Genomic DNA, 16582 nt, shown 5'->3' with positions numbered 1-16582 from the left:
CGCCCACGTCCTACCCGGGCACCACGGGCGGCGCCTCCCCCACGCCCCCACAACCCCGCTCCCTTTCCCGTCCCAGGAAACCGGCCTCCACCCCTAAAACCCCACCAACCCCATGCCCGCCGCCTTCCGCATCTCCCCCATCTCCCGCAGACACCCCACGTCTCTCCCGCACCAACGGCAACGGATCCGCCGCCTCCAACCCCGGATCGTCGACCCGAAACGTCCGCACCCGCCCCGGCCCCGACGCCTCAGGTGTCTCGAACCGCACAGTCACCCGCCCCAGCCCACTCCCCTGCACCCATCCGTGCCCGTGCTCGACGTGCCGCACATCGTGCCCCGCCACCCACCGCCGCTCGACGGACAGCGCAGCCTCCCGCTCCGCCAAGGGCTCCTCGGGGGCGCCCTCCTCGCCGTGCTCGACCCGCTCCCCCGCCACCTGCGCGAACAGATCCTCCTGCGTGTAGTCGGCCAACCCGGTGACCCCGACCCCCAGCAGCCGTACCCCACCCGTCGTGTCCACGGAATCCAGCAGCCGCAGCGCAGCCTCGCGCACCACACCCGGGTCGTCCGTCGGCCCACGCAACGTCTCGGACCGGGTCAGGGTCGAGAAGTCGTACCGACGCACCTTCAGCACGATGGTCCGCCCGGACAGGCCGGCCCCCCGCAACCGCCGAACACAACGATCGGCCAGGCGCTGCACCTCCAGCCCCACCCGGACCCGGTCATGAATGTCCACGTCGTACGTGTCCTCGACCGACACCGACTTGGCCTCCCGCTCGGCCACCACGGGCCGCTCGTCGTGCGCCAGCGCCATGGCGTACAGGGCATGCCCATGAGCCTTGCCCAGCAGCCGTACCAGCTCGTCCTCACCCGCCTCGGCGATCTCGTCGACCGTGTGGATTCCGGCCCGCCGCAGATGGTCCCCGGTCGCCGGCCCCACCCCCGGCAGGGTCCGCACCGACATGGGCGCGAGCAACGCCCGCTCCGTCCCTGGCTCGATCACCACCAGCCCGTCGGGTTTGGCCTCCTCCGAGGCGATCTTCGCCAGCATCTTGGACGCGGCCAGGCCCACCGACCCCGCAAGCCCGGTGGCGGCCCGTATGTCGGCGCGCAGCTTCACCCCCACCAGCCGCGCGGACTCCTCGTCCCAGGCCGCTCCTCCGGCCTCCAGGTCCACGAACGCCTCGTCCAGGCTCAGCGGCTCCACCAGCGGTGACAGCTCCCGCAGCAGGCCCATCACCTGCTCGCTGACGTCGCGGTAGATCCCGAAGCGCGGCACGAGATACGCGGCATTGGGCGCCAGCCGGCGCGCCTGCCCCATGGGCATCGCCGAGTGCACCCCGAACACACGGGCCTCATACGACGCGGTGGCGACGACTCCCCGCGGCCCGAGCCCGCCCACGATCACGGCTTTGCCGCGCAGGCTCGGCTTGGATGCCTGCTCCACCGAGGCGTAGAAGGCATCCATGTCGAGATGCAGGATCGTAGGCGCGTTCCTCACATCTCCGATGCTGCCTCACGCCACTGACAATGCCCTGCTGCAACCGCCTGATACGCCGCCCAGGCCGGCCCATCGACCCCATTCCGCCCGCCGCCACACGGCAACTTCGACGGCGTCCCGGCAAGGACTGCTCAGACCGCCCGGTTTCGCCGCCGAGCCAGCTCGTCCGCCGGATTGTGCCCGACCAGGGTCTCGCCGGTGTCGATCCGCTCCCCGTGCAGCTGCGACAAGGCGCTCTCGACGTCCCGCCACACCACACCCACGGCGATCCCGAAGACCCCCTGCCCGCCCTGGAGCAGCGCGTGCACCTCGTCCGGGGAACTGCACTCGTACACCGTCGCACCGTCGCTCATCAGCGTCAGGCGCTCAAGATCCCGAAAGCCCCGCTCCCGCAGATGCTGCACGGCGGTACGGATGTTCTGCAATGACACACCGGTGTCCAGGAACCGCTTGACGATCTTCAGGACGACGACGTCCCGGAAGCTGTAGAGCCGCTGCGTCCCGGACCCGTGAGCGGGCCGCACGCTGGGCTCGACAAGGCCGGTGCGCGCCCAGTAGTCCAGTTGCCGGTATGTGATGCCCGCGGCCGCACAGGCCGTCGGACCGCGATAGCCGATCTGCTCGGTCGCCATGGACGCCGCCCCTCCGCCGCTGCTCGGCACGGCCGTCGGTCGCTGCGGAGCGTGATCGGCCGCGCTGCCCTGAAGCGGGCTGGTGTGAAGCGGGTACGGGCCGCTCGCCCCGAGACTGCGTCCGGGGGCACCCCCAGCCGTACCGTCGCCGCTGCTTCTCACGCCGACCTCCGTCCTTGACCTGCCTTCTCGACGGTAGGCAGTCACCAGGGGTGCGTCAACGATCGCCACACTCGGCACGCCGAGTGATAATCACCCTAGGAGTGGTTTCCCGTGCCCCACCGCGGGGAAAGGCTAGCCGAATGCGCTCGGAGCAGGCCGCAGGACGCTCTCCCTCGCCGCTGGCAAATGCCGGCATTTGAGCCGTAACGGGCTGTGGGCCGAACCACCACGGACCGCAAGTCCGCCGGGCCGCCCACGCCGCCTCACTGGCTGCTGGTGCCGAAGTCCTCGGGCGAGATCTGGTCGAGGAACTCGCGGAACTTCTCCACCTCGTCCTCCTGCTCGTCCGGAATCGCGATGCCCGCGTCGTCGAGCACGCCGTCGCTGCCGTAGATCGGCGTTCCGGTGCGCAGGGCCAGCGCTATGGCATCGGAGGGGCGGGCGCTCACCTCGACGCCGCTGGCGAACACCAGCTCGGCGTAGAAGACGCCCTCACGCAGATCCGTGATGCGTACTTCGGTGAGCTCCTGGCCGACGGCCTCCAGCACGTCCTTGAACAGGTCGTGGGTCAGCGGTCGCGCGGGGGCCATGCCCTGCTGGGCGAAGGCGATCGCCGTCGCCTCCCCCGGCCCGATCCAGATGGGGAGGTAGCGGTCGCCTCCCACTTCACGCAGGAGCACGATCGGTTGGTTGGAGGGCATTTCGACCCGGACACCTACGACATCGAGCTCGTTCACACAGCAACCCTAGGCCGTGCTCGGGACGTTTGGGTAGTCGGGCCGAGAACGGGTGGCCGATCCGGGCTCCCCGCCCCTGCCCGGCTCAGGGCAGCCGCACTCCGAGAGCGGTCTGCACCAGGGCGGCGTGCAGCTTCACGGCCAGCCCCGCCAGTTCCTTCGTACGCGCCTCGGCATGAGCCCTGGTCTGCGGATTGCGGTGCCGCCGCAGAGGCGCCACGACCTGGTCCACCAGCCCGGCCTCACGGTCGGCGGCGGCCTTCATCACCCGCAGATGCCGCGGCTCGATCCCGAACCGCCCCAGCTCTACGACGAGCGAGGCCACGGTGACAGCCTCCGCGTCGTACGCCCCGTCGGGAAACGGGGCGATCAGGCCGTACGACTCCCATTCCGCGAGCTCCTGCTCACCGATCTCGGCGGCGACGAGCAGCTCGGCCCGCCCGACCCGGGCCGCGGTGGGAGCCTCGACGGGCTCCAGGACCGTTTCTCCATCGCGCTGCCGGCACACGGTCGGCAGTGGTGCGGCCTCACCGCGCTCCATGGCGTCCAGATGCTCGCGGATCACCTTGAGCGGCAGGTAGTGGTCCCGCTGCATCCGCAGAACGTGGCCGAGCCGCTCGACGTCCTGCGCACTGAACTTGCGATACCCCGAGGGGGTCCGCTGCGGCTCGACGAGCCCCTCCGACTCCAGGAAACGGATCTTGGAGATGGTGATGTCAGGGAACTCATCGCGCAGCACGTTCAGCACCGTGCCGATGCTCATCAGCCGACCGTCCGTGGCGGCGATGCCGTTTCCGGCACCGCCCCTCGGTGTTTTCAGCATGGACCTTCCCTGGGTATCCCCGGACGGGCTCCGGGGGAGGGTCAGTAGCCCCGCTGGCTCGCGTAGAAGACCAGCCGGTACTTGCCGATCTGCACCTCGTCACCGTTGTTCACAGCAACCTGGTCAATCCGCTCGCGATTGACGTACGTGCCGTTCAGGCTGCCGACGTCGGCCACCGTGAACGAGCCGTCCTGAGCGCGACGGAACTCCACGTGCCGGCGCGAGACCGTCACGTCGTCCAGGAAGATGTCGCTCTGCGGGTGCCGCCCGGCCGTGGTCAGATCGCCGTCCAGCAGGAAGCGGCTGCCCGAGTTCGGGCCACGGCGCACCACCAGGAGCGCGGAGCCCAGCGGCAGCGCGTCGACCGCGGCCTGCGCCTCCGGAGACAACGCAGGGATCGCCGTCTGACCGGTGGTCTCGGCGTCGTAGGCCTCAAGACCGGAGATGGAGATCGTGGAGGTCGTCTCGGACGGACGCTCGGGCGTGGCACCCGGCCGCAACGGGGCGCCGCAGTTGGAACAGAAGCGGCTGTTCTCCGCGTTGCGGTTACCGCACCTCGTACACACCAGGGCCGACATCGGGGAAAACCCTCCACCCGTACTTGAGGTTGACGGTTGCCCAAAACCTATGCCGCCGGACTGGCCAGGGTCAACTGACGGCGCGCCCTGACCACCGGAAATGTCACCACCGGGCCCAGGCACCTGGTCCCTGAACAAGGGGCGCTGACCCTCATCGTCCCCCTGCGCGCGGTGACGAGCGGTCGCGTTGTCGCCACCGTCTCGCGCGCTCTTGCCGAACAACTTCGCAAACAACTTCACGGGCGATTCCCCTTGACCGAAATAGACCCGCCCGTGGGGCAGGACGAACCGTGACTGCACTCCCTGGCCGACCCGGACATCCTCACAACGTCCGTCTCCACCAGACAGTTTCCACCACGCACCACCCATTCGGTGCGCCGACCCCCCGCAACCTCATGCCCTCGCCTGATGTCCCCCATGCACCGCCGGTTCACTGGGAGGACGACCGAGCGTAGTCAGGCCGCTTCGCCGCTCGCAAGGCGTCCACGACGATCTTGTCCGACCGCTCGATGGTCACGGTGGCCTGCTCCTTCTCGAGAGTCTGAACCACGCCTCCAGGGATGTTGAGCGCTGGTTCGAGGTCCTGCGACTTGCCGATGACCTTGAAACGATACGGAGCGTTGATCTTGTTCCCGTCGACGCTCACGCTGTTGCCGGCGTCGGTCAGATAGGTGCCGGCGACGACGCGTACGCCGTTCACCTGGATCGCTTCCGCGCCGGCCGCGCGCAGCTCCTGGATCGCGTCGAGCAGCATGTCCGCCTCGACCGTCCCCTTCGTGTCGTCGATGGTCATCGTGATGCCCGGCCCCTGAGCCGCCACCGTGCCCGCCAGAATGCCGAGTTGCCTCTCCTTCTCGACCGTCTGCTTGCGGGCCTCCTCGGCCTGGTTCGAACTGTTCTCCAGCTCATCGCGCTGCTTCTCGAGACCTTGCTTCTCGTCCTCAAGACGCTGAGTACGGTCATCCAGTTCATCGAGGATGCGAACGAGATCTTCCTGACGTGCGCCACGCAGGGCCCCGTCACCGTCACTGTTCGACGCAACCTGGACGGCCAGGCCGAAGCCGAGGCCGAACAGCAGGACAGCGACGATGAGTTGGGCCCGGCTGACCCGCGGCGGCCACAGCCCCTTCACGAGCCGCTGCCGACCAGTGAGGTCGCTCGACTGCCCCTTGGTGCCGTCCGCGGCCTCCGAGGCGTTGTCCATGGCCTCGGCCGCGCCCGCCGGCATCTCCTCGGGCAGTTCCTTGCGCAGCCTGTTCTCCGGTGCCTCGTCGTGGTTGCTCATCGGCCTCACGCCCGGAACACGTGCCGGCGAATCGCCGCGGCGTTCGAGAAGATACGGATGCCGAGCACGACGACCACACCGGTGGACAGCTGGGCGCCCACGCCCAACTTGTCGCCCAGGAACACGATCAGCGCGGCCACGACCACGTTGGACAGGAACGACACGACGAAGACCTTGTCGTCGAAAATGCCGTCGAGCATGGCCCGTAGACCTCCGAAGACGGCGTCGAGGGCCGCCACGACGGCAATCGGCAGATAAGGCTCGACGACCGCCGGAACCTCAGGCCGGACCAACAGGCCGGCCACGACGCCCACGACGAGGCCCAGTACGGCGATCACGATGTGCCCTTCTCGGTTTTCTCGGTGTTCGGCTGTGCTGTACGTACGGTCACGCTCGGGGCGGCGGGCAGCCGAAGGTCGTCCTGCACGGAAATGCCGGTCCGGATCCCGAAGTTCTCCTGCAGGGCGTGCAGATACAGCCCGTCGGCGCTGTCCTGGAACCTGGTGCTCAACCGCTCGCCATCCCCCACCGCGAGCACCGTGTACGGCGGCACCAGCGGCTTGTTGTCGACCAGTATTGCGTCTCCCGCGGCCCTGATCGCCGACAGGGCCGTCAAGCGCTGCCCGTTGATCGAAATGGCCTCGGCGCCCGACTCCCACAGCCCGTTGACCACACGCTGCATGTCGCGGTCGCGCACCCGGCCGGTGTCGGAGAACCCGGACGTTCCGCGCGGGTCGCCGCCGCCGCTCGAGGCGGTCTCCTTGGAGTCGTTGACGATCAGCTTCACGCCGGGACCGTGCACCTCGACAGCACCCGCCAGGATGCCCACCAGCTCCCCCTGGTCACTGTCACCGGTCGACTTCAGCGCCTCACGCTGCCGCGCGCTCACGTCGTCGCGCAGCTTGTCGACGGTCTCTTCAAGCTGGTCCGCCGCCGCGGTCTCACGGTCGATGCGGTCGACCAGCTCCTCGCGCTCCTTCGCCACAACGGGCGCCGCGACCCGCGCCTGCGCCGCCCCAACGGTCACCACGAGCGCCGCGAGCACCAGACCGGCAGCGAGCCCCAGCTTCGCCCTGAGCGTCCTGGGCAGCCCTCCGTCGCCCGCGGCCTTCTTGCGCGCGGCTGCCTCGGCGTAACCGTCGTCGAGGCTGTGATCCATGACGTTGGTGAGCAGCGACATGGACGCGTCCGGGCGCGCTGGGCGCGTAGGTGTGCTCCGAACGGGGGGCTGCTGCGGCATGCCGCACATCGTCGCACGTCGCCGCCGATACCTCCGAATGGCCCCACCGCCGTGCCGGACAGGCCCCTCGGGGGATGCCTGTCCAGCACGCGCGCGTGGTACGTACGTCAGCGGCCGGCGCTGTCCACGACCGCCGCCCATTCGTCGAGCAGAGCCTGCGCTGAGGCGTCGTCCGGGCCTTCCGCCCACAGATGGGTGACCGCCTCGGCCGGGTCGGGCAGCACCATCACCCAGCGCCCGTCCGTCTCCACAACCCGCACACCATCGGTCGTGTCGACAAAGCGATCTCCGGCCTCCTCCACGACTCGACGCATCACGAGCCCCTTGACGGCCCAGGGAGTCGCAAGATCCCGTTTGATGACATGGGCCCGCGGAATCCGCGCGTCGATCTGGCTGAGCGTGAGCTGCGTCCGCGCCACCAGGCCGATCAGCCGTACGAAGGCCGCCGAACCGTCGAAGACACTGCTGAACTCCGGGATGATGAACCCGCCCCTACCGTCACCGCCGAAGATCGTCGTGTCGTCTCGACCGACCCGGGTCAGGTCGTCCGGCGACGTCGTCGTCCATTCCACCTGCGTCCCGTGGTACGCCGCCACCTGCTCGGCGATCCTCGTCGTGGTCACCGGCAGCGCCACACGCCCACTGCGCCGCTCCGCGGCCACCAGGTCGAGCATGACGAGCAGAGCCCGGTCGTCCTCGACGATCCGCCCCTTCTCGTCCACCAGCGACAGCCGCTCACCGACCGGGTCGAACCGCACCCCGAACGCGGCCCGCGCGGACGCCACGATCTCTCCCAGCCGCACCAGCCCCGACCGCCGCGTATCCGCAGACTCCGTGGGCCTCGACTCGTCGAGACCGGGGTTGATCGTCAGCGAGTCCACACCGAGCTTGCCGAGCAAGCTGGGCAGCACGAGCCCCGCGCTGCCGTTGGACGCGTCGACGACGACCTTGAGCCCCGACTCCGAAATCCCCGTCGTATCGACATTCCGCAGCAACGACCCGGTGTACGAGTCGAAGACACTGGCCGGGAAATGCAGATCCCCGATCTCTCCGGGGAACGCACGCCGGTACTCCTGCCGCGCGAAGACCCTGTCCAGCTTGCGCTGACTGGCCTGCGACAAATCTGCACCCCGGCCGTCGAAGAACATGATGTCCACGGAATCCGGCACACCGGGCGTCGTACGGATCATGATCCCGCCGGCACTGCCCCGCGCAGTCTGCTGCCGCGCCACGGGCAGCGGTACGTTCTCCAGGTCCCGTACGTCGATGGCGCTGGCCTGCAGCGCCGAGATGACCGCCCGCTTGAGCGCACGGGCACCACGGGAGTGGTCGCGAGCCGTGGTGACGGTGGACCCCTTCTTCAAGGTCGTCGCATACGCGCCGGCGAGTCGCACCGCTAGCTCGGGCGTAATCTCCACGTTCAGGATTCCGGAGACGCCGCGGGCACCGAACAGATGCGCCTGGCCCCTCGACTCCCAGATCACCGAGGTGTTGACGAAGGCGCCGGCCTCGATGGTCTTGAACGGATAGACGCGCACATTGCCCTGAACGATCGATTCTTCACCGATCAGGCACTCGTCACCGATGACCGCGCCGTCCTCGATCCGGGCCGCCCGCATGATGTCGGTGTTCTTCCCGACGACGCACCCACGCAGATTGCTGTGCTGCCCGATGTACACGTTGTCGTGCACAACAGCCTTGTGAAGAAAGGCTCCGCTCTTCACGACCACGTTCGAGCCGACGACGGTGTGCTCACGGATTTCCACACCGGCCTCGACCTTGGCGTAGTCCCCGATATACAGGGGCCCACGAAGCACGGCATCAGGGTGCACCTCGGCGCCTTCGGCCACCCAGACACCCGGGGAGATCTCGAACCCGTCGAGCTCGACGTCGACCTTGCCCTCCAGGACGTCGGCCTGCGCCTTCACATAACTCTCGTGGGTGCCGACGTCCTCCCAGTACCCCTCCGCGATATAGCCATAGATCGGCTTGCCTTCCTTCATGAGCTGCGGGAAGACGTCGCCGGACCAGTCCACGGGAACGTCGGCCTCGACATAGTCGAAGACCTCGGGCTCCATGACATAGATGCCGGTGTTCACCGTGTCCGAGAAGACCTGACCCCAGGTCGGCTTCTCGAGGAAGCGTTCGACCTTGCCTTCCTCGTCGACGATGGTGATGCCGAATTCCAGCGGATTGGGCACACGCGTCAGGCAGACCGTGACGAGGGCACCTTTTTCCTTGTGGAAATTGATCAGCTCGGTGAGGTCGAAGTCGGTCAGGGCATCACCGGAGATGACGAGGAAAGCATCGTCCTTCAACGCCTCTTCGGCGTTCTTGACGCTTCCGGCGGTACCGAGTGGCTTCTCCTCATTGGCATAGGTGAGCTCCATTCCGAGCTCTTCACCGTCACCGAAGTAGTTCTTGACCAGAGAGGCCAGGAACTGAACTGTCACGACAGTTTCATTCAGCCCATGCCTTTTGAGCAGCCGCAGAACGTGCTCCATGATCGGCCGGTTGGCCACCGGCAAGAGCGGCTTGGGCATGCTTGAGGTCATGGGACGAAGGCGTGTGCCTTCGCCCCCGGCCATCACGACGGCCTTCATGTCGGAAGCGTCCTCCTCGAAGAGACGACTGTCTAGCCGACTTCACCCGTCCAGATTGTCCCGCACTTTTCCGCCGCGGGCCATCGAGCGCCAGGCGCTCCAATCCGCGAGTTCAATCGGCCATGGCGTCCGCACGGACCAGGCGGCGGACTTGTACCACGTAGAGGACTCCTGCCCACCAATACAGGGTTGTACCCCATCCGGCGAACGCCCATCCGAAAATAGCAGCGAGTGACGGGATCCATCCGCTTCCGTCGCTGAGCAGCAGCAACGGGAAGGCATACATCAGGTTGAACGTGGCAGCCTTCCCAAGGAAGTTCACCTGAGGTGGCGGATAGCCATGGCGTCTGAGGATGCCCACCATCACCAGCAGAACCAGCTCACGCGCCAAAAGTGCAGCGGTCAACCAGACCGGCAGAATCTCGCGCCAGGTGAGGCCGACCAAAGTCGAGAGAATGTAGAGCCGGTCGGCCGCAGGGTCGAGAAGCCGGCCCAGGCTGCTGATCTGGTTCCAGCGTCGCGCAAGCTTGCCGTCCAGGTAGTCACTGACGCCACTCAGAGCCAGCACCAGAAGTGCCCAGCCGTCACTCTTGGGCCCACCGAACTCAGGCCTGAGAATCAGCCACAGGAACAGCGGCACACCAAGGAGCCGCGCCATGCTGAGGATGTTGGGGATGGTGAGCACTCGATCCGTCTGGACGCGAGTCTCCTGGACCTCCACCCGAGGGCCTCCTGTGGGAAACGTACCTACGATGCCCCCTGACCCTACCTCAACGCAAAAAAGCTCTGGCCCTCGGGCTGTATGCCCAAGAGCCAGAGCTCTAAAAGGAGTTCGGCGGCGTCCTACTCTCCCACAGGGTCCCCCCTGCAGTACCATCGGCGCTGTAAGGCTTAGCTTCCGGGTTCGAAATGTAACCGGGCGTTTCCCTCACGCTATAACCACCGAAACACTATGAAACTGTCAGCCGCACCGCATGTGGCCATACGGGGCTGTTCGTGGTTTCAGAACCAACACAGTGGACGCGAGCATCTATGGACAAGCCCTCGGCCTATTAGTACCGGTCACCTCCACACGTTGCCGTGCTTCCAGATCCGGCCTATCAACCCAGTCGTCTACTGGGAGCCTTACCCCATCAAGTGGGTGGGAATACTCATCTCGAAGCAGGCTTCCCGCTTAGATGCTTTCAGCGGTTATCCCTCCCGAACGTAGCCAACCAGCCATGCCCTTGGCAGAACAACTGGCACACCAGAGGTTCGTCCGTCCCGGTCCTCTCGTACTAGGGACAGCCCTTCTCAATATTCCTGCGCGCGCAGCGGATAGGGACCGAACTGTCTCACGACGTTCTAAACCCAGCTCGCGTACCGCTTTAATGGGCGAACAGCCCAACCCTTGGGACCGACTCCAGCCCCAGGATGCGACGAGCCGACATCGAGGTGCCAAACCATCCCGTCGATATGGACTCTTGGGGAAGATCAGCCTGTTATCCCCGGGGTACCTTTTATCCGTTGAGCGACGGCGCTTCCACAAGCCACCGCCGGATCACTAGTCCCGACTTTCGTCCCTGCTCGACCCGTCGGTCTCACAGTCAAGCTCCCTTGTGCACTTACACTCAACACCTGATTGCCAACCAGGCTGAGGGAACCTTTGGGCGCCTCCGTTACTCTTTAGGAGGCAACCGCCCCAGTTAAACTACCCATCAGACACTGTCCCTGATCCGGATCACGGACCCAGGTTAGACATCCAGCACGACCAGAGTGGTATTTCAACGATGACTCCCCCTGAACTGGCGTCCAGAGTTCACAGTCTCCCACCTATCCTACACAAGCCGAACCGAACACCAATATCAAACTGTAGTAAAGGTCCCGGGGTCTTTCCGTCCTGCTGCGCGAAACGAGCATCTTTACTCGTAGTGCAATTTCACCGGGCCTATGGTTGAGACAGTCGAGAAGTCGTTACGCCATTCGTGCAGGTCGGAACTTACCCGACAAGGAATTTCGCTACCTTAGGATGGTTATAGTTACCACCGCCGTTTACTGGCGCTTAAGTTCTCAGCTTCGCCAGGACGAATCCTGACTAACCGGTCCCCTTAACGTTCCAGCACCGGGCAGGCGTCAGTCCGTATACATCGCCTTACGGCTTCGCACGGACCTGTGTTTTTAGTAAACAGTCGCTTCTCGCTGGTCTCTGCGGCCACCCCCAGCTCAGGAAGCAAGTTCCCTCACCAGTGATGGCCCCCCTTCTCCCGAAGTTACGGGGGCATTTTGCCGAGTTCCTTAACCATAGTTCACCCGAACGCCTCGGTATTCTCTACCTGACCACCTGAGTCGGTTTAGGGTACGGGCCGCCATGAAACTCGCTAGAGGCTTTTCTCGACAGCATAGGATCATCCACTTCACCACAATCGGCTCGGCATCAGGTCTCAGCCTTGTGTGCGACGGATTTACCTACCGCACGGCCTACACCCTTACCCCGGGACAACCACCGCCCGGGCTGGACTACCTTCCTGCGTCACCCCATCACTCACCTACTACAGGTCTGGTCCGTCGGCTCCACCACTCCCCTTTGCCCGAAGGCTCCAGGGCGGCTTCACGGACTTAGCATCGCCTGGTTCAATGTTTGACGCTTCACAGCGGGTACCGGAATATCAACCGGTTATCCATCGACTACGCCTGTCGGCCTCGCCTTAGGTCCCGACTTACCCTGGGCAGATCAGCTTGACCCAGGAACCCTTAGTCAATCGGCGCACACGTTTCTCACGTGTGAATCGCTACTCATGCCTGCATTCTCACTCGTGAACCGTCCACCACTGCCTTCCGGCGCGGCTTCACCCGGCACACGACGCTCCCCTACCCATCACAGCACCCGTTGGGGCTATTGCTGCAATGACACGACTTCGGCGGTACGCTTGAGCCCCGCTACATTGTCGGCGCGGAATCACTAGACCAGTGAGCTATTACGCACTCTTTCAAGGGTGGCTGCTTCTAAGCCAACCTCCTGGTTGTCTCTGCGACTCCACATCCTTTCCCACTTAGCGTACGCTTAGGGGCCTTAGTCGATGCTCTGGGCTGTTTCCCTCTCGACCATGGAGCTTATCCCCCACAGTCTCACTGCCGCGCTCTCACTTACCGGCATTCGGAGTTTGGCTAAGGTCAGTAACCCGGTAGGGCCCATCGCCTATCCAGTGCTCTACCTCCGGCAAGAAACACACGACGCTGCACCTAAATGCATTTCGGGGAGAACCAGCTATCACGGAGTTTGATTGGCCTTTCACCCCTAACCACAGGTCATCCCCCAGGTTTTCAACCCTGGTGGGTTCGGTCCTCCACGAAGTCTTACCTCCGCTTCAACCTGCCCATGGCTAGATCACTCCGCTTCGGGTCTTGAGCGCGCTACTGAATCGCCCTATTCGGACTCGCTTTCGCTACGGCTTCCCCACACGGGTTAACCTCGCAACACACCGCAAACTCGCAGGCTCATTCTTCAAAAGGCACGCAGTCACGAGAATGTGCAAGCACATTCCGACGCTCCCACGGCTTGTAGGCACACGGTTTCAGGTACTATTTCACTCCCCTCCCGGGGTACTTTTCACCATTCCCTCACGGTACTATCCGCTATCGGTCACCAGGGAATATTTAGGCTTAGCGGGTGGTCCCGCCAGATTCACACGGGATTTCTCGGGCCCCGTGCTACTTGGGTGTCTCTCAAACGAGCCGCTGATGTTTCGACTACGGGGGTCTTACCCTCTACGCCGGACCTTTCGCATGTCCTTCGCCTACATCAACGGTTTCTGACTCGTCTCACAGCCGGCAGACTGTGAAAGAGAGATCCCACAACCCCGTATACGCAACCCCTGCCGGGTCTCACACGTATACGGTTTAGCCTCATCCAGTTTCGCTCGCCACTACTCCCGGAATCACGGTTGTTTTCTCTTCCTGCGGGTACTGAGATGTTTCACTTCCCCGCGTTCCCTCCACACTGCCTATGTGTTCAGCAGCGGGTGACAGCCCATGACGACTGCCGGGTTTCCCCATTCGGAAACCCCCGGATCAAAGCCTGGTTGACGACTCCCCGGGGACTATCGTGGCCTCCCACGTCCTTCATCGGTTCCTGGTGCCAAGGCATCCACCGTGCGCCCTTAAAAACTTGGCCACAGATGCTCGCGTCCACTGTGCAGTTCTCAAACAACGACCAGTACACCGTCACACACCACCTCAGTGGTGCTTCACCGGCGCCGGCAACCGAAGCACAACCTTGCGGCCGTTACTTCAGACACCCAACAGCGTGCCCGGCACCCTCGCCACTCGTGATCAGCGTTCCACGCTCCGAAGAGCAGTACTGGCAGCCCGAGATGACTGAGAGTGCCGAATAATCAACGTTCCACCCATGAGCAACCACCGCAGAACGTTTGCCTGCGTAGTGGCCTCTGACCTGGCCCCGAAGGACTCGGTAAGAAGTGCTCCTTAGAAAGGAGGTGATCCAGCCGCACCTTCCGGTACGGCTACCTTGTTACGACTTCGTCCCAATCGCCAGTCCCACCTTCGACAGCTCCCTCCCACAAGGGGTTGGGCCACCGGCTTCGGGTGTTACCGACTTTCGTGACGTGACGGGCGGTGTGTACAAGGCCCGGGAACGTATTCACCGCAGCAATGCTGATCTGCGATTACTAGCAACTCCGACTTCATGGGGTCGAGTTGCAGACCCCAATCCGAACTGAGACAGGCTTTTTGAGATTCGCTCCACCTCACGGTATCGCAGCTCATTGTACCTGCCATTGTAGCACGCGTGCAGCCCAAGACATAAGGGGCATGATGACTTGACGTCGTCCCCACCTTCCTCCGAGTTGACCCCGGCGGTCTCCTGTGAGTCCCCATCACCCCGAAGGGCATGCTGGCAACACAGAACAAGGGTTGCGCTCGTTGCGGGACTTAACCCAACATCTCACGACACGAGCTGACGACAGCCATGCACCACCTGTACACCGACCACAAGGGGGGCACTATCTCTAATGCTTTCCGGTGTATGTCAAGCCTTGGTAAGGTTCTTCGCGTTGCGTCGAATTAAGCCACATGCTCCGCTGCTTGTGCGGGCCCCCGTCAATTCCTTTGAGTTTTAGCCTTGCGGCCGTACTCCCCAGGCGGGGAACTTAATGCGTTAGCTGCGGCACCGACGACGTGGAATGTCGCCAACACCTAGTTCCCACCGTTTACGGCGTGGACTACCAGGGTATCTAATCCTGTTCGCTCCCCACGCTTTCGCTCCTCAGCGTCAGTAATGGCCCAGAGATCCGCCTTCGCCACCGGTGTTCCTCCTGATATCTGCGCATTTCACCGCTACACCAGGAATTCCGATCTCCCCTACCACACTCTAGCTAGCCCGTATCGAATGCAGACCCGGGGTTAAGCCCCGGGCTTTCACACCCGACGTGACAAGCCGCCTACGAGCTCTTTACGCCCAATAATTCCGGACAACGCTTGCGCCCTACGTATTACCGCGGCTGCTGGCACGTAGTTAGCCGGCGCTTCTTCTGCAGGTACCGTCACTTTCGCTTCTTCCCTGCTGAAAGAGGTTTACAACCCGAAGGCCGTCATCCCTCACGCGGCGTCGCTGCATCAGGCTTTCGCCCATTGTGCAATATTCCCCACTGCTGCCTCCCGTAGGAGTCTGGGCCGTGTCTCAGTCCCAGTGTGGCCGGTCGCCCTCTCAGGCCGGCTACCCGTCGTCGCCTTGGTGAGCCATTACCTCACCAACAAGCTGATAGGCCGCGGGCTCATCCTTCACCGCCGGAGCTTTCAACCTTCACAGATGCCAGTGAAGGTGGTATCCGGTATTAGACCCCGTTTCCAGGGCTTGTCCCAGAGTGAAGGGCAGATTGCCCACGTGTTACTCACCCGTTCGCCACTAATCCCCACCGAAGTGGTTCATCGTTCGACTTGCATGTGTTAAGCACGCCGCCAGCGTTCGTCCTGAGCCAGGATCAAACTCTCCGTGAATGTTTTCCCGTAATCGGGACGACACACACGAGAGCGGAACAGCCAGGCGGAATAAGCCCGGCCGTTCACAGCGTCCTCGCTGTGTTTATTTCAAAGGAACCTCGCCACCGGGAACTAATGTTTCCGGTAGACGGGGTATCAACATATCTGGCGTTGATTTTTGGCACGCTGTTGAGTTCTCAAGGAACGGACGCTTCCTTTGTACTCACCCTCTCGGGCTTTCCTCCGGGCGCTTCCTTCGGTGTTTCCAAACTCTATCAGGGTTTTTCCGGCCCTCTGACCACCATCCTGCGAGCATGCAGAAGGTGACCCCGAGATAGGATCTGACAAGTTTGTTTCTGCCAGGCGAGGTTGCGTAGTCGCGTCGCTCAGCCCCAAGCAGGAGTACGACAGTACACGCGGTCACGGAGCGGGTGCAAATCGATTTGGGGTATGGTCTAGACCACTCCGGTCTGCTCGCGCGGAACCGGCACTTCATGTGACATACGCTGCTGAACAGTGTGCCCTCCAGCACAGGCAGCGACGGCCATATCGATCTCCACCCCTGGGAGGCTTCCCATGACCACCGTGACGTCCCCATTGGCAGGACGCGCCGTTGGACTGGCGTCCGTGCCGGATCCGGTCTTCTCCGGGGCCATGGTCGGCCCGGGCACAGCGATCGACCCGGTGCGTGAACCGTCCGAGGCTGTGTCCCCCGTGGACGGAGTCATCGTCTCGCTCCATCCGCACGCCTTCGTCGTCGTCGACGAGCAGGGCCACGGTGTCCTCACCCACCTTGGCATCGACACGGTGCAGCTCAACGGCGAGGGCTTCGAGTTGCTTGTGAACAAGGGCGACACCGTGACGCGCGGCCAGAGCATCGTCCGATGGGACCCCTCGGCCGTCGAGGCAGCCGGCAAGTCTCCTGTGTGTCCGATCGTGGCCCTTGAGGCAACGGCGGAAGCTCTCTCCGAACTGCGTGACAGCGGCGACGTGAAGGCCGGCGACAGTCTCTTCGTCTGGAAGTGACTTCGGGTGCCGTCGCACGGCG

Annotated in this window: 11 protein-coding genes and 3 rRNA genes; 1 reads left to right on the top strand and 13 read right to left on the bottom strand. The window is 64.1% G+C overall.

The window, feature by feature from the left end:
• Positions 1-10: 10 nt before the first annotated feature.
• The 13 genes from OG331_RS40205 to OG331_RS40145 form a co-directional block, all read right to left on the bottom strand.
• On the bottom strand, positions 11-1501 hold the full coding sequence (locus OG331_RS40205) for a DNA polymerase IV (protein WP_406206118.1): 1491 nt from the start codon (positions 1499-1501) through the stop codon (positions 11-13).
• Between the two features lie 131 nt (positions 1502-1632).
• Entirely contained in the window at positions 1633-2295 is a 663-nt protein-coding gene (locus OG331_RS40200; RefSeq protein WP_328882997.1) for a MerR family transcriptional regulator, read from the bottom strand.
• A gap of 263 nt (positions 2296-2558) precedes the next feature.
• Positions 2559-3032, bottom strand: a complete 474-nt coding sequence (locus OG331_RS40195; protein WP_004002801.1) for a bifunctional nuclease family protein — start codon at positions 3030-3032, stop codon at positions 2559-2561.
• Positions 3033-3117: 85 nt separating this feature from the next.
• Positions 3118-3855, bottom strand: coding sequence for a MerR family transcriptional regulator (locus OG331_RS40190; RefSeq protein WP_406206114.1), 738 nt, complete (start codon positions 3853-3855; stop codon positions 3118-3120).
• Between the two features lie 41 nt (positions 3856-3896).
• Positions 3897-4802 carry an FHA domain-containing protein gene (locus tag OG331_RS40185; RefSeq protein ID WP_406206111.1) on the bottom strand — a complete coding sequence of 302 codons (906 nt, stop codon included), beginning with the start codon at positions 4800-4802 and terminating at the stop codon, positions 3897-3899.
• Positions 4803-4863: 61 nt separating this feature from the next.
• On the bottom strand, positions 4864-5718 hold the full coding sequence (locus OG331_RS40180) for a DUF881 domain-containing protein (protein ID WP_406206108.1): 855 nt from the start codon (positions 5716-5718) through the stop codon (positions 4864-4866).
• Between the two features lie 5 nt (positions 5719-5723).
• Positions 5724-6056, bottom strand: a complete 333-nt coding sequence (locus OG331_RS40175) for a small basic family protein (protein WP_003988855.1) — start codon at positions 6054-6056, stop codon at positions 5724-5726.
• Positions 6053-6967, bottom strand: coding sequence for a DUF881 domain-containing protein (locus OG331_RS40170; protein ID WP_406206105.1), 915 nt, complete (start codon positions 6965-6967; stop codon positions 6053-6055). The genes OG331_RS40175 and OG331_RS40170 overlap by 4 nt, the downstream gene beginning before the upstream one ends.
• A gap of 98 nt (positions 6968-7065) precedes the next feature.
• Complete coding sequence (locus tag OG331_RS40165; protein ID WP_406206103.1) at positions 7066-9561, bottom strand: sugar phosphate nucleotidyltransferase; 2496 nt, start codon at positions 9559-9561, stop codon at positions 7066-7068.
• A 112-nt stretch (positions 9562-9673) separates the two neighbouring features.
• Positions 9674-10282: a CDP-alcohol phosphatidyltransferase family protein gene (locus OG331_RS40160; RefSeq protein ID WP_328882991.1), complete on the bottom strand. Its 609-nt coding sequence runs from the start codon at positions 10280-10282 to the stop codon at positions 9674-9676.
• 109 nt (positions 10283-10391) lie between these two features.
• Positions 10392-10508, bottom strand: a 5S ribosomal RNA gene (rrf, locus tag OG331_RS40155).
• 85 nt (positions 10509-10593) lie between these two features.
• Positions 10594-13711, bottom strand: a 23S ribosomal RNA gene (locus OG331_RS40150).
• 315 nt (positions 13712-14026) lie between these two features.
• Positions 14027-15552, bottom strand: a 16S ribosomal RNA gene (locus OG331_RS40145).
• Together the 16S, 23S and 5S rRNA genes form the textbook arrangement of a ribosomal RNA operon.
• 558 nt (positions 15553-16110) lie before the next feature.
• Between OG331_RS40145 and OG331_RS40140 the strand changes: the two genes are divergently transcribed.
• A complete protein-coding gene (locus tag OG331_RS40140) occupies positions 16111-16560 on the top strand; it encodes a PTS glucose transporter subunit IIA (protein WP_406206099.1) in 450 nt (149 codons plus the stop codon).
• Positions 16561-16582: the final 22 nt, after the last annotated feature.

This window comes from Streptomyces sp. NBC_01017 (assembly GCF_045162795.1).
In the GTDB taxonomy this organism is placed as follows: Bacteria; Actinomycetota; Actinomycetes; order Streptomycetales; family Streptomycetaceae; genus Streptomyces; species Streptomyces machairae.
The sequence above is the reverse complement of the archived record's forward strand: the minus strand, read 5'-3'. Positions and strand labels throughout refer to the sequence as shown.